We start from the raw sequence: 21,599 nt of genomic DNA, 5'->3' as shown, positions 1-21,599 counted from the left end.
GACCCCGAAGGACACCCACGATGGCCGAAACCCATGTCCTGTTCGTCGAGGACGACGACGTCATCCGTGAGGCCACCCAGCTCGCCCTGGAGCGGGACGGCTTCCGGGTCACGGCCATGCCCGACGGGCTCTCCGGCCTGGACGCCTTCCGGGCGCGGCGGCCGGACATCGCGCTGCTCGACGTGATGCTGCCCGGCATGGACGGCGTCAGCCTCTGCCGCCGCATCCGCGACGAGTCGTCGGTCCCGGTGATCATGCTGTCGGCGCGCGCGGACTCCATCGACGTCGTCCTCGGCCTGGAGGCCGGGGCGGACGACTACGTCACCAAACCCTTCGACGGCTCCGTGCTCATGGCCCGCATCCGGGCCGTGCTGCGCCGCTTCGGACAGGCGGGCGGCGAGAACGGCGAGGGGCCGGCGGAGGACGGCGGCCTGCTCGTCTTCGGCGACCTGGAGGTGGACACCGAGGGCATGGAGGTCCGCAGGGGCGGGACGCCGGTGGCGCTCACCCCGACCGAGATGCGGCTGCTCCTGGAGTTCTCGTCCGCGCCGGGCACCGTGCTGTCCCGGGACAAGCTCCTGGAGCGCGTGTGGGACTACGGCTGGGGCGGCGACACCAGGGTGGTGGACGTCCACGTGCAGCGGCTGCGCGCCAAGATCGGCCAGGACCGGATCGAGACCGTCCGCGGCTTCGGCTACAAGCTCAGGGGACAGGGCGGGTGAGGCCGTTCCCCCTCCGTACCGGGGTCCGCTGGAAGATCGCCGTCGCCATCGCGGCGGTCGGCGCGCTCATCGCCGTCACCCTGAGCGTGGTCGTGCACAACGCCGCCCGCATCTCGATGCTCGACAACGCGCGCGAGGTGCAGATGGAACGGCTGCTCTTCGCGCAGCGGATGTACGAGACGTCGAAGCCCAAGGAGCCCCGCTTCGGCACCAAGATCAACGACTCGGCGCTGCCGCCCCAGCTCGACCGGCTGATGCGGTCCAAGCGGCGCGGCACCTACGTGCAGGAACACCGGCACGGCGGGCCGCCGGACGTGTGGGCGGCCGTGCCGCTCGCCAACGGCGACGTGCTGTCGCTGCACATCCCCTTCGCCGACCGCAGCGCGAAGATCATGCGGGATCTGGACCGGGCGCTCGTCGTCGGTTCGGTCTCGGTGGTCTTCGGCGGCTGCGCGCTCGGCGTGCTCATCGGCGGCCAGCTCTCGCGGCGGCTGCGGAAGGCCGCCGTCGCGGCCGGCCGGGTGGCGCAGGGCAACACCGACGTACGGGTACGGGACGCCGTGGGCGGGGTCGTGCGGGACGAGACCGACGACCTGGCGTGGGCGGTCGACGCCCTGACCGACGCCCTGAACGAGCGGATCGAGGCCGAGCGGCGGGTCACCGCGGACATCGCGCACGAGCTGCGCACCCCCGTCACCGGACTGCTCACGGCGGCCGAACTGCTGCCCCCGGGGCGCCCCACGGAACTGGTGCGGGACCGGGTGCAGGCCATGCGGACGCTCGTCGAGGACGTCCTGGAGGTGGCCCGGCTCGACAGCGCGTCGGAGCGGGCCGAGCTGCAGGAGATCACGCTCGGCGAGTTCGTGGAGCGGCGGGTGCGGAACCTCGACCCGGAGATCGTCGTCCGGGTCGTCCACGACTCCTGGGTGAACACCGACCCGCGCCGCCTGGAACGGGTCCTGGGCAACCTCCTCGCCAACGCGGCCAAGCACGGCAGGCCGCCGGTCGAGGTCACCGTCGAGGGCCGGGTGGTGCGCGTCCGCGACCACGGGCCGGGCTTCCCCGAAGCGCTGCTGCGGGAGGGACCGAGCCGGTTCCGCACGGGGACGAGCGACCGCGCGGGCCAGGGCCACGGCCTGGGCCTGACGATCGCGGCGGGCCAGGCCCGGGTCCTCGGCGCCCGGCTGACCTTCCGGAACGTGGCCTCCGAGGGGTCCCCGGACGGGGTGGGCGGCGCCGTCGCGGTCCTGTGGCTCCCGGACCACGCCCCGACGAACACGGGGACCTTCCCGGTGCTGCGGCAGCCGGAGCGGTAGGAGGGAACGGCGGGGGCCTGCCCCGGAGGAAACGGCACGGGGGCCGCCCCCGGAGGAAACGGCGGAGGGCCGGCCCCCGGAGGGACCGGCCCCTTGAACCGCCCGGACCACCCGGCCGGACCACCCGCCCGGATCAACCGGACCACCCGGCCCGGGCGTCCACCCGGACCTGGCGGTCCACCCGGCCCGGCCGCCCGGTGCGTTCCGGTCGCTCAGACCTTCTCGCCGGTCCCGGCCTTCACCGGGTCGCCGTCGGAGGGCTCCTTCGGGGCGGTGGCCGGCCCGGCGCCCCGGAGCGCCACCTCCTTGACGAAGAAGGCGAGGAGGAGGCCGAGGACGGCGACCGCCGAGGCGAGCAGGAAGGCCCCGTGGGTGCCGGAGGCCACCGCGTGCTGGTAGGCCTCGCGCAGCTCCGCCGGCAGCTTGGCGAGGCTCGCCGCGTCGAGCTGGGCGGTCCGCTCCGTGAGCCCGGCCCCGCCCCGGGCCGCCATCTCGTCCTGGACCCGGGCGGTGAAGAGCGCGCCCATGATCGCGACGCCGAAGGAGGAGCCGAGCGTCCGGAAGAGGGTGGTGGAGGACGAGGCGACGCCCATGTCCTTCATCTCCACGCTGTTCTGGGCGACCAGCATGGTGATCTGCATGAGGAAGCCCATGCCCGCGCCGAGGACGGCCATGTAGAGGCCGGAGGTCAGCCGCGAGGTGCCGGTGTCCATCGTGGAGAGCAGGAAGAGGCCGGCCGTCATGAGGGCCCCGCCCGCGATGGGGAAGGCCTTGTACTTGCCGGTGCTGGTGGTGATCCGGCCGGCGACCAGCGAGACGACCATCATCGAGAGCAGCATCGGCAGGAGCAGCAGTCCGGAGTTGGTCGCGGAGGCGCCCTGGACGGACTGCTGGAAGAGCGGCAGGTAGAGGACCGCGCCGAACATCACGAAGCCGGTGATGAAGCCGATCAGGGACATCAGGGTGAAGTTGCCGTTGCGGAAGATGTGCAGCGGCACGATCGGGTCGCCGGCCCGGGTCTCCACCCACAGGAAGGCGAGGAGCGCGGCGACGCCGCCGACCGCGAGGCCGACGATCGTGGCCGAGCCCCAGGCGTACTCCGTGCCGCCCCAGGTGGTGACCAGGACGATCGCGGTGATGCCGGCGGTCAGCAGCACGGCGCCGGGCAGGTCGATCCGGGTGTCCGTGCCGCGCGGCTTCTTCGGCAGGTGCAGCACGGTGGTGACCATGGCGAGGGCGACGGCGCCGAGCGGCAGGTTGATGTAGAAGGACCAGCGCCAGCCCCAGTGGTCGGTGATGCTGCCGCCGACGAGGGGGCCGCCGATCATGGCGAGGGCCATCACGCCGGCCATCATGCCCTGGTACCTGCCGCGCTCGCGGGGCGGGATGAGGTCGCCGATGATCGCCATCACGCCGACCATGAGGCCGCCGGCGCCGAGGCCCTGGATCGCGCGGAAGCCGATGAGCTGGCCCATGTCCTGGGCCATGCCGCTGAGCGCCGAACCGATCAGGAAGATCACGATCGAGGTGAGGAAGACGCCCTTGCGGCCGAACATGTCGCCGACCTTGCCCCAGAGGGGGGTGGAGGCGGCGGTGGCCAGGGTGTAGGCGGTGACGACCCAGGAGAGGTGTTCCAGGCCGCCGAGTTCGCCGACGATCGTCGGCATCGCGGTGCCGATGATCATGTTGTCCAGCATCGCGAGGAGCATCGCGATCATGAGGGCGAGCAGCACGACCCGGACGCTGCGTGCCGGTGGTGCCCCTTCCTCGTGTGTTCCAACGGTCCGTCGCGTCGCCATGTCGTTCCCTTACTTGCCGCCCGGCTGGTTACTACACTGGGGACGGTAGGCCCGTAACTTGTCGGTCGTCAAGTAAGTTCTTTGGAAAGTGGAGGGCACCCCCATGGCCCGCGGCAACACCCGTCAGCGCATCCAGGACGTGGCCCTCGAACTCTTCGCGGAGCAGGGCTACGAGAAGACCTCCCTGCGCGAGATCGCGGAACGCCTCGACGTCACCAAGGCGGCGCTCTACTACCACTTCAAGACCAAGGAGGACATCCTCGTCGGGATCTTCCAGGACCTGACCAGGCCGATGGACGAGCTGATCGAGTGGGCGGGGGAACAGCCGCGCACCCTGGAGACCCGGCGGGAGATCGTGCGCCGCTACCAGGTCGCACTGCTCGCGGCGGCGCCGCTCTACCGCTTCATGCAGGAGAACCAGGCGGCCGTGCGCGAGCTGAGCATCGGGCTCACCTTCAAGGAGCGCATGCTGTCCCTGACCGGTCTGCTGTACGACGACGACTTCCCCGTCAAGGAGAAGATCCGCTGCGTCGGCGCGATCTTCACGCTGCACGCGGGCACGTTCTTCACGCAGAACGTCGAGGGCGACCCCGAGGAGAAGCGCGAAGCCGTCCTCGAGGTCGCCCTCGATCTCGTCGACGAGGCCCATCGGGCCCCGTGAGTCCCGGGTGGGTCAGATGCCCACGCCGTGCGCCCGCAGGAAGGCGGCGGGGTTCACGGCGGAGCCGTAGTTCGGGGTGGTGCGGATCTCGAAGTGCAGGTGCGGGCCGGAGGAGTTCCCGGTGTTGCCCGAGAGGGCGATCCGCTGACCGGCGCCGACCTTCTGGCCGATCTTGACCTGGATCTTCGACAGGTGGGCGTACTGCGAGTAACGGCCGTTGGCGTGCTTGACGACGATGGCGTTGCCGTACGCGGGGCCGTCACCGCCGCCGTACGGGCCCGCCTTCACGACGGTGCCGGCCGCGGCGGCCTTGACCGGGGTGCCGACCGGAACGGCGAAGTCCTGGCCGGAGTGCTTGTGGGCCCACATGGCGCCGCCCTGGTTGAAGCTGGCGCTGAGGGTGTAGGAGCTGACCGGCTTGACCCAGGCCGGGGCCTTCTTGGCCACGGCGGCCTTCTTGGTGGCGGTCGCCTTGACGACCGTGACCTTCGCCTTCGCGGCGGCGGCCTTCACCTGGGCGGCGAGGTGGGCCTGCGTCTCCGCCTGGGCGGCGACGGCGGCGGACGCGGTCGCCGCGACCGGGGCGACCGCCTTGCCCTCGGCGGCGAAGGCGGACCCTGCTCCGGCCACCAGCGACGCTCCGAGGCCGGCGGCGGCGAGAGCGACGGCGGTGGCACGGGCGGCGGGGTTCATGACGCGCTTCGACATACGGGGGTGATCCTCCGGGGTGTACGGGACCCGGCGTGTTCGCCGGGGGTGCGGAACCCGACGCGCTTTCGGCGTGATGTCGGGCTTGCTCATCTTTGGTAACTCGGCACCCCACTCCGGCCAAAACACCCCATCTACGACATCTCTTCGTAGCGGACTCCTGGAAAGTTGACCCCTTGACGACCTGGAGCGAGGGATTGAAAAACGGACATAAACACCCATCGGGAGCGGTTTAACCGCACGTCGCGGCGGCCGGAACCGCCGGGAACACCGCCACCCGCCCGACCCGGCACCCCCGGCGCCCTCCGGACCGGGGGACCGCGCCCGGACGACCCGATTCGACCCCAATAGTCGCCACTATTCCGGTTAGTACCGGCCCGAAGGCCTGTGCGCCTTGTCACCAGAGGGCCGTTCCGGATGAGATCCGGGTCACGCGAAAAGGCATTCCGCGTGCGACCCGGGTCACGTGACCGGGGCCACGAAAAGGGATTCGAAGGGTGCGGAAAGGCGCCCGGAAGGGACCCGGGTCACACGTCCGGGCCCTCCGGAACCCCCTGCCCCACTACGCTGACCGCTCCGGGGAACCACAGGGGGTCACACATGGAACCGGCAGTCATCGGCACCCGCCTCGCCTCCGCCGCGATCGGGCCGCTCCTGAAGAAGCTTCTGGTCAGCGAGGGCCCGGGGGCGGGCCTCGTCAGCAAGGACGCCGAGGTCCGGCTCTCCGGACTCGTCTCCTTCCGCGGCGAGAAGCGCACGCTCACCGAGAAGGACGTGCGGAAACTCGCCGCCACCCTGGTCGAACGCTCCCGGCGGGGCCCCGGGGAGGAACCGTTCCCGGCCGACGAGACCGAGGCCGTCACCGACGCCCTCGCCGCGAACCTGCTGGCCCTCGGCGACCTCGACATGGACGACGTCCAGGCCGTCCGCCTCGGCCACCGCGACCTCGCCCGCCGGCTGCGCGCCGCCGCCCCGGCCCCCGACGGCCTCTCCACCGACGCGGTCCTCTACCTGGAGACGGTCACCGAGTGGTCCTGCCTCCACATCCTGGAGTTCTTCACCCGGCGCTCCTCCTTCGTCGCCCGCAGCCTCGTCGAACAGACCCGCGCCCAGGCCGAGATCCTCACCGGGGTCGACACCGTCCTCACCCGCACCCCGGACACCGGGAGCCGGGACGCGGCCTTCGAACGCCGCTACCTGGACCACCTCGCGAAGAAGCACGGCCGGCTGACCATCCACGGCATCGACCTGCGCCACTCGCCGGACGCGTGGCCGCTGGACGTCGCGTACCTGTCCCTGGAGGCCACGGGCGGGGAGGACGCTCCTGAGGCCCCCGGCCGGCGGGAGCAGGCCACCGGCCGCGCCGACCTCGCCCTCGCCCGCCACGAGAGGGTCCTGCTGCGCGGGCTCGCGGGCTCCGGCAAGACCACGCTCGTCCAGTGGCTGGCGGTCTCGGCGGCGGCCGGGGGCCGGACGGAGGGCATGGCGTACCTCCGGGGCCGGGTCCCCTTCGTCCTGCCCCTGCGCACCCTCACCCGCCACGGCGAACGGCTCCCCTCCCCCGACCGCTTCCTCCCCGCCGCCGGCTGCCCGCTCACCCCGCCCGACGGCTGGGCCGACCGGGTCCTCGCCGCCGGCCGGGGCCTGGTCCTGGTCGACGGCATCGACGAGATCCCCGAGGCCGAGCGCGGGCGGGCCCGCGCCTGGCTGCGCGACCTCCTCGGCGCGTACGACGGCAACCGCTGGCTCGTCACCTCCCGCCCCACCGCCGTACGGGACGACTGGCTGGCCCCGGACGGCTTCGCCGAACTGACCCTCGCCCCCATGAGCCGCACCGGGGTCACCACCTTCGTGCGCCGCTGGCACGAGGCCGCCGGACCGGACGCGGCGGCCTACGAGCAGCCGCTCCTGGACGCCCTGCGCACCGCCGCGCCCGTGGCCCGGCTCGCCACCAACCCCCTGATGTGCGGGCTGATCTGCGCGCTCCACCGCGACCGGCGCGGCTTCCTGCCCCGGGGCCGCAAGGCACTCTACGAGGCGGCCCTGTCCATGCTCCTGTCCCGGCGGGACCGCGAGCGGGACATGGGCGCCCCGACCGGGATCATCCTCGACGAGGCCCCGCAGATCCAGCTCGTCCAGCGCCTGGCGTACTGGCTGACGCTGAACGGGCGCGCGCAGATGGACCGCGCCCACGCCGAGTCGGTCGTCGCCGAAGCCGTACCGGCGGTGCCGGAGGCCTCCGCGTACCCCCCGGACCAGGTCTTCGCCCACCTCCTCCAGCGCAGCGGCCTCCTCCGCGAGCCGGCCGACGGCACGGTCGAGTTCGTCCACCGCACCTTCCAGGACCACCTGGCCGCCAAGGCCCTCGTGGACCGCTGGGACATCGGCGTCCTGGTCCGCCACGCGGCCGACGACCAGTGGGAGGACGTCATCCGCATGGCGGTGGGCCACGCCCGCCCGCGCGAGTGCGCGGAGATCCTGCGGGAACTGCTGGGGGCGGCGGACGCGGCCGGGGACCGCCGGGTCCGGCTGCGCCTCACCCTGCTGGCGGCGACGGCCCTGGAGCACGCGACGGAGGTGCCCCCGGAGATCCGCCGGGAGGTGCTGCGGCGGACGGAGGAGGTGATCCCGCCCCGCACGCCGAGCGAGGCGTGGCAACTGGCGGAGACCGGTCCTCTGGTGCTGGAGCTGCTGGGCGAGCCGCAGGAGCTGACCGAGGTCGAGGCACTGCACTCGGTGATCGCCGCGACCCATGTCGTGTCCGAAGCGGCCCTCCCCTACCTGTCCCGCTTCGCTCGGCACCCGAGCCTGCAGGTCCGTGCGCAACTCATCTGGTCGTGGCGCCGCTTCGAGGCGCGGCCCTACGCCGAGGAGGTCGTGGCGCGCCTCGACCTGGACGATCTCATCGTCACCCTCCAGGACGACTCCCAGGTCGACGAACTGGTCCGGCTCGGGATGCGTCCCTCCCTGCTGAACGTCGACCTCCCCGTCTCCGCCGATCGGACGAACACGCTCGTGTCCCTGTGCGATCCGATCGATCTGCACCTGGAACTCGGCACGCCGCCCGAACTGCCGTCCTTCTCTCCGCACGCGCGGCTGAAACACCTCGACCTGCACCGGGCCGCCTCCGAGGAGGTCTTGGACCTGGCACCGCTCGCCGCTCTGCCCTGCCTGGAGACGGTGGAGGTCTCCGGCCCCGTGGTCGGCGCCGAACTCCTTCCCTCGCGCGTCCGGCTCACCTGCCGCTGACGACGACGAAGGGGCGGCCCCGGAACCAGTCGGTTCCGGGGCCGCCCCTTCGTCGTGCTACGCGCTCGGCGCGGCGTCACGCGTCCTTCGAGAGGTTCGGGCCCGAGCCGCCCGCCGCCTCGACCGGGGGAGAGTCCGGCAGGGCCGCCTTCTCCTCGCCGCGGAAGGTGAACTTGCGCTCCTCGCCGTCGCCCTCCGTGTCCACGACCACGATGTGACCGGGGCGCAGCTCGCCGAAGAGGATCTTCTCCGAGAGCGTGTCCTCGATCTCGCGCTGGATCGTCCGGCGCAGCGGCCGGGCGCCCATCACCGGGTCGTAACCCTTCTTGGCGAGCAGCTCCTTCGCGGTCTGGGAGAGCTCGATGCCCATGTCCCGGTCCTTGAGGCGCTCGTCCACGCGGCCGATCATCAGGTCGACGATCTGGAGGATGTCGTCCTGCGTCAGCTGCGGGAAGACGATGATGTCGTCCACACGGTTGAGGAACTCCGGGCGGAAGTGCTGCTTCAGCTCGTCGCTGACCTTCGCCTTCATCCGCTCGTAGTTGGACTTCGTGTCGCCCTGGGCCGCGAAGCCCAGGTTGAAGCCCTTCGAGATGTCCCTGGTCCCGAGGTTGGTCGTCATGATGATGACCGTGTTCTTGAAGTCCACGACCCGGCCCTGGGAGTCGGTCAGACGACCGTCCTCCAGGATCTGGAGAAGGGAATTGAAGATATCGGGGTGGGCCTTCTCGACCTCGTCGAAGAGGACGACGGAGAACGGCTTGCGGCGCACCTTCTCGGTGAGCTGGCCGCCCTCTTCGTAGCCGACGTATCCGGGCGGCGAACCGAAGAGACGGGAAACCGTGTGCTTCTCGCTGAACTCCGACATGTCGAGGGAGATCATCGCGTCCTCGTCGCCGAAGAGGAATTCGGCGAGGGCCTTCGAGAGCTCGGTCTTACCGACACCGGACGGACCGGCGAAGATGAACGAGCCACCGGGGCGCTTCGGGTCCTTCAGACCGGCCCGCGTACGGCGGATGGCCCGCGAAAGACCGATGACGGCGTCCTTCTGGCCGATGACGCGCTTGTGGAGCTCGTCCTCCATGCGGAGCAGACGCGAGGACTCCTCCTCGGTCAGCTTGAAGACCGGAATGCCGGTGGCGGTCGCGAGGACCTCGGCGATCAGCTCGCCGTCGACCTCCGCGACGACGTCCATGTCGCCGGCCTTCCACTCCTTCTCGCGCTTGGTCTTCGCGGCGAGGAGCTGCTTCTCCTTGTCGCGCAGGGACGCGGCCTTCTCGAAGTCCTGCGAGTCGATCGCGGACTCCTTGTCGCGGCGGACGTCGGCGATCTTCTCGTCGAACTCGCGGAGGTCCGGCGGCGCGGTCATCCGGCGGATGCGCATCCGGGAGCCGGCCTCGTCGATCAGGTCGATCGCCTTGTCCGGCAGGAAGCGGTCCGAGATGTACCGGTCGGCCAGGGTCGCGGCCTGGACGAGGGCCTCGTCGGTGATGGAGACCCGGTGGTGGGCCTCGTACCGGTCGCGCAGGCCCTTGAGGATCTCGATGGTGTGCGGCAGCGACGGCTCGGCGACCTGGATGGGCTGGAAGCGGCGCTCGAGGGCCGCGTCCTTCTCCAGGTACTTCCGGTACTCGTCGAGGGTGGTGGCACCGATGGTCTGGAGCTCGCCGCGGGCCAGCATCGGCTTGAGGATGCTGGCGGCGTCGATCGCGCCCTCGGCGGCGCCCGCACCCACGAGGGTGTGGAGCTCGTCGATGAACAGGATGATGTCGCCGCGGGTGCGGATCTCCTTGAGGACCTTCTTCAGGCGCTCCTCGAAGTCACCGCGGTAGCGGGAGCCGGCGACCAGGGCGCCGAGGTCCAGGGTGTAGAGGTGCTTGTCCTTGAGGGTCTCGGGCACCTCGCCCTTGACGATGGCCTGGGCCAGGCCCTCGACGACGGCGGTCTTGCCGACGCCGGGCTCGCCGATGAGGACCGGGTTGTTCTTGGTGCGGCGGGACAGCACCTGCATGACCCGCTCGATCTCCTTCTCGCGCCCGATGACCGGGTCGAGCTTGGATTCGCGGGCCGCCTGGGTGAGGTTGCGGCCGAACTGGTCGAGGACCAGGGACGTCGAGGGCGTGCCCTCGGCGGGGCCGCCGGCCGTGGCGGCCTCCTTGCCGCTCTGGTAGCCGGAGAGCAGCTGGATGACCTGCTGCCGGACCCGGTTGAGGTCGGCGCCCAGCTTCACGAGGACCTGGGCGGCGACGCCCTCGCCCTCGCGGATCAGGCCGAGCAGGATGTGCTCGGTGCCGATGTAGTTGTGGCCGAGCTGGAGGGCCTCGCGGAGCGACAGCTCCAGGACCTTCTTGGCACGAGGGGTGAAGGGGATGTGCCCGGACGGGGCCTGCTGCCCCTGCCCGATGATCTCCTCCACCTGCTGGCGGACCGCCTCGAGCGAAATCCCGAGGCTCTCCAGGGCCTTAGCGGCGACACCCTCACCCTCGTGGATAAGGCCCAGAAGGATGTGCTCGGTGCCGATGTAGTTGTGGTTGAGCATCCGGGCTTCTTCCTGAGCCAGGACGACAACCCGCCGCGCGCGGTCGGTGAACCTCTCGAACATCGTTAATCGCTCCTCAGAGCGGTCAGTCAGTTAGGGGTCGATCCCCTCCCTGTCCTTCCGCAGCTTAGTCCCGCGAGCGGGGACCGCTCATTCCAACTGCCGACATCCGTCCGGATCACCCCGCTCTTCCGCGGGGGGACCTGCTGCCGAACAGCCGACAAATGCTCCAACCCGATGGTGCGAGACGATGTTCCCGCAGGCCAAGTAGTAAGCCGCGCCTTCAGTACGCCGATGGCGAACGCGAGACGCCCGGGTCCGCAGGGCCACCCCTCTCCACTAGGAATGTCTTACCCGTAAGTACGGACACTCCATGCGGCGAACCCCGGTTCCCTCCGCTACCAGCGAACACCCTTGCGTGCCCGAATGCACGCGTACGCCCCATCCCGGACACCGCGCGCGTCCGGCGGCGGACGGTGCGTCACGGCCGGGTGGCGTCCGGGGCGTAACCAAGTCGCCCCCGGGGCCGTTCCACGGGCATGGTCCCCGCCGTCCCGCCCCCCCGTGTGCCGCCCGACGCCGGTCCGGCGCGGTGGTACGAGGACGAACTCGGCTGGACGACGGTGGCGGGCCCGCCGGTGGAGCTGGTCACGGGGCTGCGCTTCGACGTCCTGGAGCTGCCCGCCGAGGCCGGCCGCGGCGTCCTGCGGCGGTTGGGCGGGGCGACCGGGCCGGTGGCCCTGGCGGGGAACCGGATGGCGCTGCTCGTGGCCGCGGGGAGCGCGGAGGAGCTGCCGGGGCTGCTCGACTGGCTGGAGTGGGGCGGGATCGCGCTGGACCTCACGGCCCTCGGCGCCGGTGGCCGGATGACCGCGCCCCTCCCGCCGGGGCAGGGCGGCTCCGGGGCGCCGGGTCCCGCCGTGTGGCTGCGGCCGCCCGTACCGGGTCGCGAGGCCGAGTCCTCGCTCCCCGCCCTGCGGGCCGCGCCGTGGGACGGTGGGGACGCCCCCGGCCTGGCGCGGCTCGTGGCCGCCGCCGCCGCGGAGTGCCACCGGGTGCGGCTGCTGAGTGCGCGGGCCCGGGGGCCGGCGGCCCAGCAGCTCCCGCCTCAGCGGTTCGCGTCCTCGTAGGCGGCCTTGACCTTCGCCGGGACGCGGCCGCGGTCGTTCACCTCGTAGCCGTTCTCCTTGGCCCACGCGCGGATCTTCGCGGTGTCGGCGTTGCCGCCGGCGGCGACCCGGCCCTTGCCGCGGGGGGCGGCGGCGCGGCCACCGGTGCGCCGGCCGCTCTTGGTGTAGGGCTCGAGAAGACCGCGGAGCTTTTCCGCGTTCGCGGTGGTGAGGTCGATCTCGTAGCTCTTGCCGTCCAGCGCGAACGTCACGGTCTCGTCCGCCTCGACGCCGTCGAGGTCGTCGACAAGAAGGACCTGAACCTTCTGTGCCACCGGTTTTCCTTTCATCGAAAATGCAGTACGCGGAAAGGAAACCGCTTTTCCCTGCAAAACACAAACCCCCGGGAGGGGTTCAGAAGCCCGGGAGTGCGGGAAACATGCGCGTTTCGGACATAGGGTTCGAGCGCCGTTCGGGCCGGTTCCCCCTCACAGGTGCAGAAGCATCCGGCTGTTGCCCAAGGTGTTCGGCTTCACTCGTTCGAGACCGAGGAACTCCGCGACTCCCTCGTCATAGGAACGCAGGAGCTCGCTGTACACATCCCCGTCGACCGGCGTCTCGCCGATCTCGACGAAGCCGTGCTTCGCGAAGAAGTCGACTTCGAAGGTCAGGCAGAATACCCGCCGCACCCCGAGCCATCGGGCGGTGTGCAACAACTTGTCGAGCACCCGATGTCCCACACCGGCTCCCCGGAACGCGGGATCGACGGCGAGAGTGCGCACTTCGGCGAGGTCTTCCCACATCACGTGGAGCGCCCCGCAGCCGACGACGACACCGTCCTCGTCGCGTTCCGCGACCCAGAACTCCTGGATGGACTCGTAAAGGGTCACGGTCGCCTTGTCGAGCAGGATGCCGCGCCGGACGAAAGGGTCGACGAGCCGGCGGACGGCGGTGACATCGGTGGTGCGGGCCCTGCGCACGGTGACGGCTTCGGAGGGGGCCGGGGAGGAGGACGGCGACATGGGGGGACGTTATCGCTCGCGGGCCCCGGTCCCCTCGCCGCCCTCCGCGGGCGGGGCGGACGGGGGCGTGTCGCGCTGGACGATGCGGATGGCGTCGTCGAGCGCCTGGCGCTGTTCCTGCGACATCATTCCGAAGAAGGCGACGAGGGCCGCCGCCGGATTGTCGCTCCGGGACCACGCCTCGTTCATCAGTGCGGCCGCGTAGGCGGCGCGGGTGGAGACCGCCGTATAGCGATAGGCGCGGCCTTCGACCTCCCTGCGGACCCAGCCCTTCTGGTGGAGATTGTCCATGACGGTCATGACGGTGGTGTAGGCGATGGAGCGTTCCCGCTGGAGGTCCTCCAGAACTTCCCGGACGGTCACCGGACGGTTCCATTGCCATACGCGCGTCATGACGGCGTCTTCGAGCTCTCCCAAGGGACGGGGCACAGCGCCACCCTAGTGCTCAAAACGCCAAAAAGAGTCGATTGACGGCATCAAACGAAACAAAAAGGACGCACGACCTCGAAAGGTCGCGCGTCCCCGGTGACCCGGAACCGGCGGGCTCAGGAGGCGGTGGAGCCCTCCGGCCGGTGGGCGGCCTCGGCGCGGGCGAGGGCGGCGTCCACGACGGCGTCCTCCTTGGCCTTGTTCGGGCCGCCCTGGCTCTTGACGATCGTGACGACGAGGCCGATGAAGAACGCGGCCATCACGACGGGGGGCAGGAGCGCGGATACGTAGTCCATGACGACCAGGGTAGCTATCCGGCGGCCCGCTCCTCGGGCGGGGGCGGCGGAACGGGCCGCCGGCGCGGCGGGAACACCTCGGAGGGCTTGGGCACCGGCCGCTCCTCCGGGCCCGGCGGGGCCGGGCGGGGCCCGTCGGCCGCCGCGCGCCCGCCGGGGAGGGCGAGCAGCCGGGCACGGGGGCTGCGGGAGGCGGGGACGGTGACCCGGGCCAGGCGGGCGCGCACGGAGCGTTCCGCGAGGCCCCGGCAGCGGTCCAGGAGTTCGGCGGCGGCCGGGTTGCGGCGCAGCGCGCGCAGGGCGGCGAGGTCGTCGGCGCCGGGGTCGTACCCGGCGGCCAGGGCCTCCCGGAGGAGCGTCAGGTAGCCGGCGAGGGAGCCGGGCAGCGCCTCGCGGTAGCGGGTCAGGTCGGCGAGGAGGAAGGCGCGCAGCCGGTCGGCCTCGCGTACCGCCTCGTCCAGGGATGCGGTCAGGCGCAGACAGTCCTGGACGTCCTGGTCCTGGAGGGGGGCGGGGCCGAGGGCGGCGGCGAGGGCGCGGCGGAGCACGCGCAGCTCGTCCGCGCCGAAGGCCATGCCGCCGCGAGATCCGTATGGCGTGGGCATGGGCCGACGATACGCGCCAATCGGACAACTTACGCTTAGCGATCATTTTCGGCGCGTCGTCGGCGGGACGTCCGGGAGGCCCGGCCGACGGCGCCCCGCACCGCGCCCCCGGGCCGCCGGGAGGGGGCTGGCGCGAGGCCGTCGGTGCGAGGCCGTAGACGCGGAGGGGCCGACGCGAGGCCGTCGGTGCGAGGCCGTCGGCGGGGAGCCGCCGGGGAGGCCGCACCTCACATGCGCGAGGCGTTCCGCTCGTACACCAGGCGCAGGCCGATCAGGGTCAGCCACGGCTCGTGCTCGTCGATCTCCTTCGAATCGGCGAGGACCATCGGCGCCAGGCCGCCCGTCGCGATCACCTTCACCGCGGACGGGTCGCCCTGGGGACCGGCCAGTTCCCGCTTCATCCGGCCCACGATGCCGTCCACCTGCCCGGCGTACCCGAAGACGATGCCGGACTGCATCGCCTCGACCGTGTTCTTGCCGATCACGCTGCGCGGGCGGACCAGCTCGATCTTGCGCAGCTGCGCGCCCCGGACGCCCAGCGCCTCCATCGAGATCTCGATGCCCGGCGCGATCGCCCCGCCCGCGTACTCGCCGCGCGGGCTGACCGCGTCGAACGTGGTCGCCGTGCCGAAGTCCACGACGATCGCCGGGCCCCCGTACAGCTCGACCGCCGCGACCGCGTTGACGATGCGGTCGGCGCCGACCTCCTTGGGGTTGTCCATGAGGATCGGGACGCCCGTCTTCACCCCCGGCTCGACCAGGACCGCCGGCACGTCCCCGTAGTACCGGCGGGTCACGTCGCGCAGCTCGTGCAGCACCGAGGGGACCGTCGCGCAGATCGCGATGCCCTCGATGCCGTCGCTCAGCTCGACGCCCAGCAGCGGGTGCATGCCCATGAGGCCCTGGAGCAGGACCGCCATCTCGTCGGCGGTCCTGCGCGGGTCCGTGGAGATCCGCCAGTGCTCGACGATCTCGTCCCCGTCGAAGAGGCCGAGGACCGTGTGCGTGTTGCCGACGTCGATGGTGAGCAGCATCAGGCCCGCACCTCGCGCAGGTCGAGGCCGATGTCGAGGATCGGGGAGGAGTGGGTGAGGCCGCCGACCGCCAGGTAGTCGACGCCGGTCGCCGCGTACGCCGCCGCGTTCTCCAGGGTCAGGCGGCCCGAGGACTCCAGGACGGCGCGGCCCGCGACGAGCGCCACGGCCTCCTCGGTCTCCTCCGGGGTGAAGTTGTCGAGCAGGATCAGGTCGGCGCCCGCGTCCAGGACCTCGCGGACCTGGTGCATCGTGTCGACCTCGACCTCGATCGGCACCTCCGGGAACAGCTCGCGCACGGCCTTGAAGGCCTCGGCCACGCCGCCGGCCGCCACCACGTGGTTGTCCTTCACCAGGGCCGCGTCGGAGAGCGACATGCGGTGGTTGACGCCGCCGCCGCAGCGGACCGCGTACTTCTCCAGGGCGCGCAGGCCCGGGGTCGTCTTGCGGGTGTCGCGGACCTTCGCCCCCGTGCCCTCCAGGGCGTCGGCCCACGCGCGGGTGGCGGTGGCGATGCCGGAGAGGCGGCACAGGATGTTGAGCGCGCCGCGCTCGCCGGTGAGCAGGTCGCGGGTGCGGGCGGTCACGCTCAGGAGCACGGTCCCGGCCTCGACGCGCTCGCCGTCCTCGACGTGCCGCTCGACCTCGAACTCGTCGGTGCAGACGATCGACAGGACCGCCTCCGCGACCCGCAGGCCGGCCACCACGCCGGCCTCGCGGGCGGTGAAGTCGGCGGTGGCGACGGCCTCCTCGGGGACGGTCGCCACGGTCGTCACGTCCACCCCGCCGTCGAGGTCTTCGGCGATCGTCAGGTGGGCGACGTCCTCGACCTGGACCGGGTCGAGGCCGGCCTCGGCGAGCAGCGCGGCGAGCGCCGGGTCGAGCCCGCACTCGAACTCCTCGGCGCCGCCGCAGCCGCAGCCGTCGCCGCAGCCGCCGGCCTCCTCTGCGGCCGGTCCGGAGGCGCTGATCTGGATGAGAGGGACGTCCACGGGTTCGGGACGGGCTTCCTCGGGCGTGCTCACGACTGCGTCTCCTCGGCTGGACGGGCGGTTACGGGGGGAAGGTCCGCGGTGGCGGTGGGGCGGACGGCGAGCGCGCCGCGGGGGGAGCGCCGCACGATCAGGTGGCGTCGCCACGCTTCGTCGTCGCGTTCGGGCCGGTCCTCGCGCCAGTGGCAGCCGCGGGTCTCCTCGCGGGCGAGGGCGGCCGTCACCAGGGCGCCGGCGACCTCCAGGAGGTTGGCCGCCTCCCAGGCCTCGGTGCACGGCTCGGCCGCCTTGCCCGGGTGGCCCGCGGCGGTGTCCGCGCCCAGGGACTCCAGGGCCCCGGCCGCCCTGCGCAGGCTCTCGCCGGAGCGCAGCACGCCCGCGTCCGCGCTCATGATCCGCTGGAGCACGGGGCGCAGCGCGGGGTCGGGCACCGGCACCGTCCGCGCCGGGGCGGCCGGGACTGGCGTCCCCTCGCGGTGCGGGCCGTTCGCGGCGATGTCGTCCGCGATCCGCTCGGCGAAGACCAGGCCCTCCAGGAGCGAGTTCGAGGCGAGCCGGTTGGCGCCGTGGACGCCCGTGCAGGCGACCTCCCCGCACGCGTACAGGCCGGGGACGGTGGTCCTGCCGTACAGGTCCGTGCGGACGCCGCCGGAGGCGTAGTGGGCGGCGGGGGCCACCGGGACCGGCTCGGTCACCGGGTCGATGCCGTGGGCGCGGCAGGCGGCCAGGATCGTCGGGAAGCGCCGCTCCCACATCCCGGCCCCGAAGTGACGGGCGTCGAGGTACATGTGCTCGGCGCCCCGCTCCCGCATCCGGCGCGTGATCGCCTTGGCGACGACGTCCCGGGGCGCCAGCTCGGCCAGCTCGTGCTGCCCCAGCATGAAGCGGACCCCGTCGGCGTCGACCAGGTGCGCGCCCTCGCCCCGCACCGCCTCGGAGACCAGCGGCTGCTGCCCCTCGGCGTCCGCGCCCAGGAAGAGCACGGTCGGGTGGAACTGGACGAACTCCAGGTCGGAGACCTCGGCCCCGGCGCGCAGCGCGAGCGCCACGCCGTCGCCGGTCGAGACCGGCGGGTTGGTGGTCGCGGAGAAGATCTGGCCCATGCCGCCGGTGGCGAGGACCACCGCGGGGGCGCGGACGGCGCCGACGCCGTCGTGCTGTCCCTCGCCCATGACGTGCAGGGTGACCCCGGCCGTCCGGCCCTCGGCGTCCGTGAGGAGGTCCAGGACGAGGGCGTGCTCGACGGTGCGCACGCCCCGGTCGCGTATCGCCCCGACCAGCGCGCGGGAGATCTCGGCGCCGGTCGCGTCGCCGCCCGCGTGGGCGATCCGGCGCCGGTGGTGGCCGCCCTCGCGGGTCAGCGACAGCTCGCCCCCGGAGGTCGTGTCGAAGTGGGCGCCGGTCTCGATCAGCCGGCGGACGGCGTCGGGGCCCTCGGTGACCAGGGTCCGCACGGCCCGCTCGTCGCAGAGCCCGGCGCCGGCCACGAGGGTGTCGTCCAGGTGCTGTTCGGGGGTGTCGCCCTCGCCGAGCGCGGCGGCGATGCCGCCCTGGGCCCAGCGGGTGGAGCCGTCGTCGAGGGTGGCCTTGGTGACGACGACCGTGCGGAGCCCGGCGGCGGTGCAGCGCAGGGCGGCGGTGAGGCCGGCGACGCCGGAGCCGACCACGACGACGTCGGCGTCGAGGGACCAGCCCGGTTCGGGGGCGTGCAGCCGGGTTCCGGTCACGTGGCGGCTCCGAGGGTGAGGGGGACGTTGTCGATGAGCCGTGTGCTCCCCACGCGCGCGGCGACGGCGAGGACCGCCTCCCCGGTGTGACCGTCCTCGACCTCGGTGAAGTCGGCCGGGTCGACCAGGGCCAGGTAGTCGAGGACGAGCGGCGGTTCGGCCGCGGCGGCCTCGTCCAGGACGGCGCGGGCCGCGGCGCGCACGGCCTCGGCGCCGCCGCACCCGGTGGCCTGGGCGACCGCGTGGGCGTCGGCGGCGGCCCGTGCCTCGCCGAGCCGGGAGAGCGCCTCGGCGCGGTCGCCGGCCCGGTCCCGTGCGCCGGGCAGGGCGGTGGCACGCGCGCGCAGCGCCTCCTGGGCGGCGAGCCGCTCCCGGCCGGCGAACAGGGCGCGGGACAGCGCGAGGGCCGTGCGGCGCTCCCCGGCGGACAGGTAGCGGTTGCGGCTGGAGAGGGCCAGGCCGTCGTCCTCGCGGACGGTCTCCACGCCGACGACCTCGACCGGGAAGTTCAGGTCGCGGACCATGCGCCGGATCAGGGCCAGCTGCTGGGCGTCCTTCTGGCCGAAGAACGCCAGGTCGGGGCCGGTGAGGTGGAGCAGTTTGGCGACGACGGTCAGCATGCCGTCGAAGTGGCCGGGCCGGGAGGCGCCTTCGAGGCGTTCGCCCATGGGGCCGGCGGTGATCCGGACCTGGGGCTCGCCGCCCGGGTAGACCTCCTCCGCGGAGGGCGCGAAGACGACGCTCGCGCCCGCGCCGAAGGCCAGCTCCAGGTCGGCGTCGAGGGTGCGCGGGTAGCGGTCGAGGTCCTCGCCCGCGCCGAACTGGAGCGGGTTGACGAAGACGGTGACGACGACGAAGCCCTCCTCCCCCACCCGCGCGCGGGCGGCGCGGATCAGGGTGGCGTGGCCCTCGTGGAGCGCGCCCATGGTCATGACCACGGCGTTGCGTCCGGGGGCGCCGTGGCGGGCGGCGGCGGTACGGAGCTGCCCGGCCGTGGAGACCAGTTCGGCCGGTTCGTGGCGGGCGGGCCGGCCGGTGGCGGCGCGGCCGGTGGCGGCGCGGTCGGACGGGCTCATCGGTCGTCTCCTCGCGGCCCGTCGCCGGACCCGGTGGTGCCGGTCGCGCCCGCCGATCCGTCGGCGAGCACCCCCAGCAGGTCCTCGGCCAGCTCGGGCTTGAGCAGGCCGTGCGCCAGCGCCCGGTCGGCGGTCGTCCGGGCCATCGCCAGGTAGCCGGCGACGGCGCCGGGGGCGTGCGCGCGCAGTTCGGCGACGTGGGCGGCGACCGTACCGGCGTCACCGCGCGCGACGGGGCCGGTGAGGGCCGCGTCGCCGGACCGCAGGGCGTTGTCCAGGGCGGCGCCCAGGAGGGGGCCGAGCATCCGGTCGGGGGCGGCGACCCCGGCCTTGTGGAGCAGTTCCATCGACTGGGCCACCAGGGTGACCAGGTGGTTCGCGCCCAGGGCGAGGGCCGCGTGGTAGAGCGGGCGGGCCTCCTCGGCGATCCACTCGGGCTCGCCGCCCATCTCGATCACCAGGGCCTCGGCGGCGAGCCGCAGCTCCTCGGGGGCGGTCACCCCGAAGGAGCAGCCGGCGAGCCGCTGGACGTCCACGGGGGTGCCGGTGAAGGTCATGGCGGGGTGCAGGGCGAGCGGCAGGGCGCCGGCCCGGAGGGCGGGGTCGAGGACCCGTGTCCCGTACCGCCCCGAGGTGTGCGCGATCAGCTGTCCCGGCCGTACGGCCCCGGTGTCCGCGAGCCCTTCGACGAGGCCGGGCAGGGCGTCGTCCGGCACGGTCAGCAGGACCAGGTCGGCGAGGGCGAGGACGCGGGCGGGCTCCACGACCGGGACGTCCGACAGGAGCACGGCGGCGCGCTTCCGCGAGGCGTCGGAGACGGCGGAGACGGCGACGGGACGGTGTCCCGCGAGCCGGAGGGAGGCGGCGAGGGCGGGGCCCACCCGGCCGGCGCCGACGACTCCGACGGTGAGCCGGGCGGGTCGGTCCCCGGCTCGGGGCTCTGGCGCTGCTGGTGCGTTCACGGTGGGGACGGCCTTCCGTTCCAGTCCTCGGCGGGTACCGGACGATTTCTGGTCATGCTACGCCAGCGGTGCGCGCCCCTCCGTGGCCGTCCACAGGGCGGGGCGGTGGTGTGATGATCGGCTCATGAATCCTGTGGACAGCGGAGACGCCGGGAACACCGCGGCCCCCGTGGGCGCCGTCGGCCCGGCGGACGAGGAGGCGGCCGGGCCGCACCGGGCGAAGGTCTGGGGCGGCGCCCGGCGCAAGCTGTGGCACGCCCCGACGGACGGCACGGTCGGGGAGCGGCTGCGCGAGCTGGCCGGCTGGGCGGAGGAGGCCGGGTACGGCGGGGTTCTGCCCGACACGTACGGGGACGGCCCGGTGGAGACGCTGGAGCGGCGGGTCGCCGGGGAGCTGGGCCTCCCCGACGCCGTCTTCTTCCCGACCGGCACCATGGCCCAGCAGGTGGCGCTGCGCTGCTGGGCGGGGCGCACCGGGAACCCGGTCGTCGCCCTCCATCCGCTGGCCCACCCGGAGGTCCACGAGGGCGGGGCGCTCGGGGCGGTCTCCGGGCTCCGCACCGTCCTCTTCCGCGACGCGCCCCGGCTGCCCACGGCCGAGGAGGTGCGGGACCATCCGGAGCCGTTCGGGACGCTGATGCTGGAGCTGCCGCTGCGGGACGCCGGTTTCGCGCTGCCCGCCTGGGAGGAGCTGACCGGGGTGGTGGAGGCGGCCCGGGAACGGGACGCGGTGGTCCACTTCGACGGTGCCCGGCTGTGGGAGTGCGCGGCGCACTTCGGGCGGGGGCTCCCGGAGGTCGCGGGGCTCGCCGACAGCGTGTACGTGTCGTTCTACAAGTCCCTCGGCGGCCTGTCGGGGGCCGCGCTCGCCGGGCCCGCGGACGTCATGGACGAGGCCCGGGTCTGGCGGCACCGGTACGGCGGCCAGGTCTTCCAGCAGTACCCGGCGGCGCTCTCCGCGCTGCGGGGGCTGGACGTCGAACTGCCCCGGCTGCCCGCGTACGCGGCCCACGCGCGCGTGGTGGCCGGCGCGGTCCGGGAGGCGCTCGCGGAGGCGGGCACGGGCTGGTTCCGGGTCCGTCCGGAGGTCCCGCACACCCACCAGTTCCAGGTCTGGCTCCCGTACGCCCCCGAGACCCTGACGGCGGCGGCCCTCGCCCAGACCGAGGCCACCGGCACCGCCCTCTTCCGCCGCTGGTCCGCCCCGGGGGCGGGCGGCCCGCCGGGGGTGGCCGTGACGGAGCTGACGGTGGCGGGGCCGGGCCTGGAGTGGACGGCGGCCGAGGTGCGGGAGGCGGTACGGGACTTCCTGTCGCGCGTCGGGCGCTGAGGGCCCGGGGGCCGGGGGCCGGG

At 73.1% G+C, this 21,599-nt stretch carries 19 protein-coding genes; 6 read left to right on the top strand and 13 right to left on the bottom strand.

Features of this window, described 5'->3' with window-relative positions; all coding sequences use genetic code 11:
• The first annotated feature begins 20 nt into the window (after window positions 1-20).
• Together cseB and cseC are read left to right on the top strand one after the other, a co-directional pair.
• Window positions 21-722, top strand: a complete 702-nt coding sequence (cseB, locus tag ACZ3IL_RS12150; protein WP_467389223.1) for a two-component system response regulator CseB — start codon at window positions 21-23, stop codon at window positions 720-722.
• Window positions 719-2,038 (top strand): two-component system sensor histidine kinase CseC, encoded by a 1,320-nt coding sequence (gene cseC / locus ACZ3IL_RS12145; RefSeq protein ID WP_467389221.1) that lies wholly within the window; start codon window positions 719-721, stop codon window positions 2,036-2,038. Before cseB ends, cseC begins: the two co-directional genes overlap by 4 nt.
• 212 nt (window positions 2,039-2,250) lie before the next feature.
• Here cseC and ACZ3IL_RS12140 read toward each other — a convergent pair whose 3' ends face one another.
• The gene (locus ACZ3IL_RS12140) at window positions 2,251-3,837 is read right to left on the bottom strand and encodes an MDR family MFS transporter (protein WP_467389219.1); all 1,587 of its coding nucleotides are present in this window, start codon (window positions 3,835-3,837) and stop codon (window positions 2,251-2,253) included.
• 103 nt (window positions 3,838-3,940) lie between these two features.
• On the opposite strand from ACZ3IL_RS12140, the gene ACZ3IL_RS12135 reads away from it, so the two are divergent.
• Window positions 3,941-4,498, top strand: a complete 558-nt coding sequence (locus ACZ3IL_RS12135; RefSeq protein WP_467389217.1) for a TetR/AcrR family transcriptional regulator — start codon at window positions 3,941-3,943, stop codon at window positions 4,496-4,498.
• Between the two features lie 12 nt (window positions 4,499-4,510).
• On the opposite strand, the gene ACZ3IL_RS12130 is transcribed toward ACZ3IL_RS12135, so the two are convergent.
• Window positions 4,511-5,206 (bottom strand): M23 family metallopeptidase, encoded by a 696-nt coding sequence (locus ACZ3IL_RS12130; RefSeq protein WP_467389215.1) that lies wholly within the window; start codon window positions 5,204-5,206, stop codon window positions 4,511-4,513.
• Window positions 5,207-5,806: 600 nt separating this feature from the next.
• On the opposite strand from ACZ3IL_RS12130, the gene ACZ3IL_RS12125 reads away from it, so the two are divergent.
• Window positions 5,807-8,455 (top strand): NACHT domain-containing protein, encoded by a 2,649-nt coding sequence (locus ACZ3IL_RS12125; protein WP_467389213.1) that lies wholly within the window; start codon window positions 5,807-5,809, stop codon window positions 8,453-8,455.
• Window positions 8,456-8,531: 76 nt separating this feature from the next.
• Here the strand turns inward: ACZ3IL_RS12125 and ACZ3IL_RS12120 are convergent, their stop codons facing one another.
• Window positions 8,532-11,057, bottom strand: coding sequence for an ATP-dependent Clp protease ATP-binding subunit (locus ACZ3IL_RS12120; protein ID WP_467389211.1), 2,526 nt, complete (start codon window positions 11,055-11,057; stop codon window positions 8,532-8,534).
• A gap of 476 nt (window positions 11,058-11,533) precedes the next feature.
• Here ACZ3IL_RS12120 and ACZ3IL_RS12115 point away from each other — a divergent pair, with 476 nt between their 5' ends.
• Complete coding sequence (locus ACZ3IL_RS12115; protein WP_467389209.1) at window positions 11,534-12,124, top strand: SCO3374 family protein; 591 nt, start codon at window positions 11,534-11,536, stop codon at window positions 12,122-12,124.
• On the opposite strand, the gene ACZ3IL_RS12110 is transcribed toward ACZ3IL_RS12115, so the two are convergent.
• From ACZ3IL_RS12110 to ACZ3IL_RS12065, 10 genes are all read right to left on the bottom strand, one after another.
• Complete coding sequence (locus ACZ3IL_RS12110; RefSeq protein WP_388690706.1) at window positions 12,103-12,438, bottom strand: histone-like nucleoid-structuring protein Lsr2; 336 nt, start codon at window positions 12,436-12,438, stop codon at window positions 12,103-12,105. The two genes, ACZ3IL_RS12115 and ACZ3IL_RS12110, sit on opposite strands and share 22 nt — an antisense overlap.
• 153 nt (window positions 12,439-12,591) lie before the next feature.
• Window positions 12,592-13,125, bottom strand: coding sequence for an amino-acid N-acetyltransferase (locus ACZ3IL_RS12105; protein WP_467389207.1), 534 nt, complete (start codon window positions 13,123-13,125; stop codon window positions 12,592-12,594).
• Between the two features lie 9 nt (window positions 13,126-13,134).
• Entirely contained in the window at window positions 13,135-13,554 is a 420-nt protein-coding gene (locus tag ACZ3IL_RS12100) for a BlaI/MecI/CopY family transcriptional regulator (RefSeq protein WP_467389205.1), read from the bottom strand.
• A 116-nt stretch (window positions 13,555-13,670) separates the two neighbouring features.
• Complete coding sequence (locus ACZ3IL_RS12095; protein ID WP_467389203.1) at window positions 13,671-13,850, bottom strand: hypothetical protein; 180 nt, start codon at window positions 13,848-13,850, stop codon at window positions 13,671-13,673.
• Window positions 13,851-13,864: 14 nt separating this feature from the next.
• Complete coding sequence (locus ACZ3IL_RS12090) at window positions 13,865-14,425, bottom strand: hypothetical protein (RefSeq protein WP_467389310.1); 561 nt, start codon at window positions 14,423-14,425, stop codon at window positions 13,865-13,867.
• A 257-nt stretch (window positions 14,426-14,682) separates the two neighbouring features.
• Window positions 14,683-15,489: a type III pantothenate kinase gene (locus ACZ3IL_RS12085; protein WP_467389201.1), complete on the bottom strand. Its 807-nt coding sequence runs from the start codon at window positions 15,487-15,489 to the stop codon at window positions 14,683-14,685.
• On the bottom strand, window positions 15,489-16,514 hold the full coding sequence (nadC, locus tag ACZ3IL_RS12080) for a carboxylating nicotinate-nucleotide diphosphorylase (protein WP_467389199.1): 1,026 nt from the start codon (window positions 16,512-16,514) through the stop codon (window positions 15,489-15,491). The genes ACZ3IL_RS12085 and nadC overlap by 1 nt, the downstream gene beginning before the upstream one ends.
• Complete coding sequence (locus ACZ3IL_RS12075) at window positions 16,511-18,208, bottom strand: L-aspartate oxidase (protein ID WP_467389198.1); 1,698 nt, start codon at window positions 18,206-18,208, stop codon at window positions 16,511-16,513. The genes nadC and ACZ3IL_RS12075 overlap by 4 nt, the downstream gene beginning before the upstream one ends.
• On the bottom strand, window positions 18,205-19,284 hold the full coding sequence (panC, locus tag ACZ3IL_RS12070) for a pantoate--beta-alanine ligase (protein ID WP_467389196.1): 1,080 nt from the start codon (window positions 19,282-19,284) through the stop codon (window positions 18,205-18,207). The genes ACZ3IL_RS12075 and panC overlap by 4 nt, the downstream gene beginning before the upstream one ends.
• A complete protein-coding gene (locus tag ACZ3IL_RS12065) occupies window positions 19,281-20,246 on the bottom strand; it encodes a Rossmann-like and DUF2520 domain-containing protein (protein WP_467389194.1) in 966 nt (321 codons plus the stop codon). The genes panC and ACZ3IL_RS12065 overlap by 4 nt, the downstream gene beginning before the upstream one ends.
• 124 nt (window positions 20,247-20,370) lie before the next feature.
• Between ACZ3IL_RS12065 and ACZ3IL_RS12060 the strand changes: the two genes are divergently transcribed.
• A complete protein-coding gene (locus tag ACZ3IL_RS12060; RefSeq protein WP_467389192.1) occupies window positions 20,371-21,576 on the top strand; it encodes a threonine aldolase family protein in 1,206 nt (401 codons plus the stop codon).
• Window positions 21,577-21,599 lie beyond the last annotated feature (23 nt).

The organism is Streptomyces sp. NPDC014907 (genome assembly GCF_055562975.1).
Note: the sequence above shows the minus strand (reverse complement) of the source record. Positions and strands in the feature narration are given on the sequence as shown.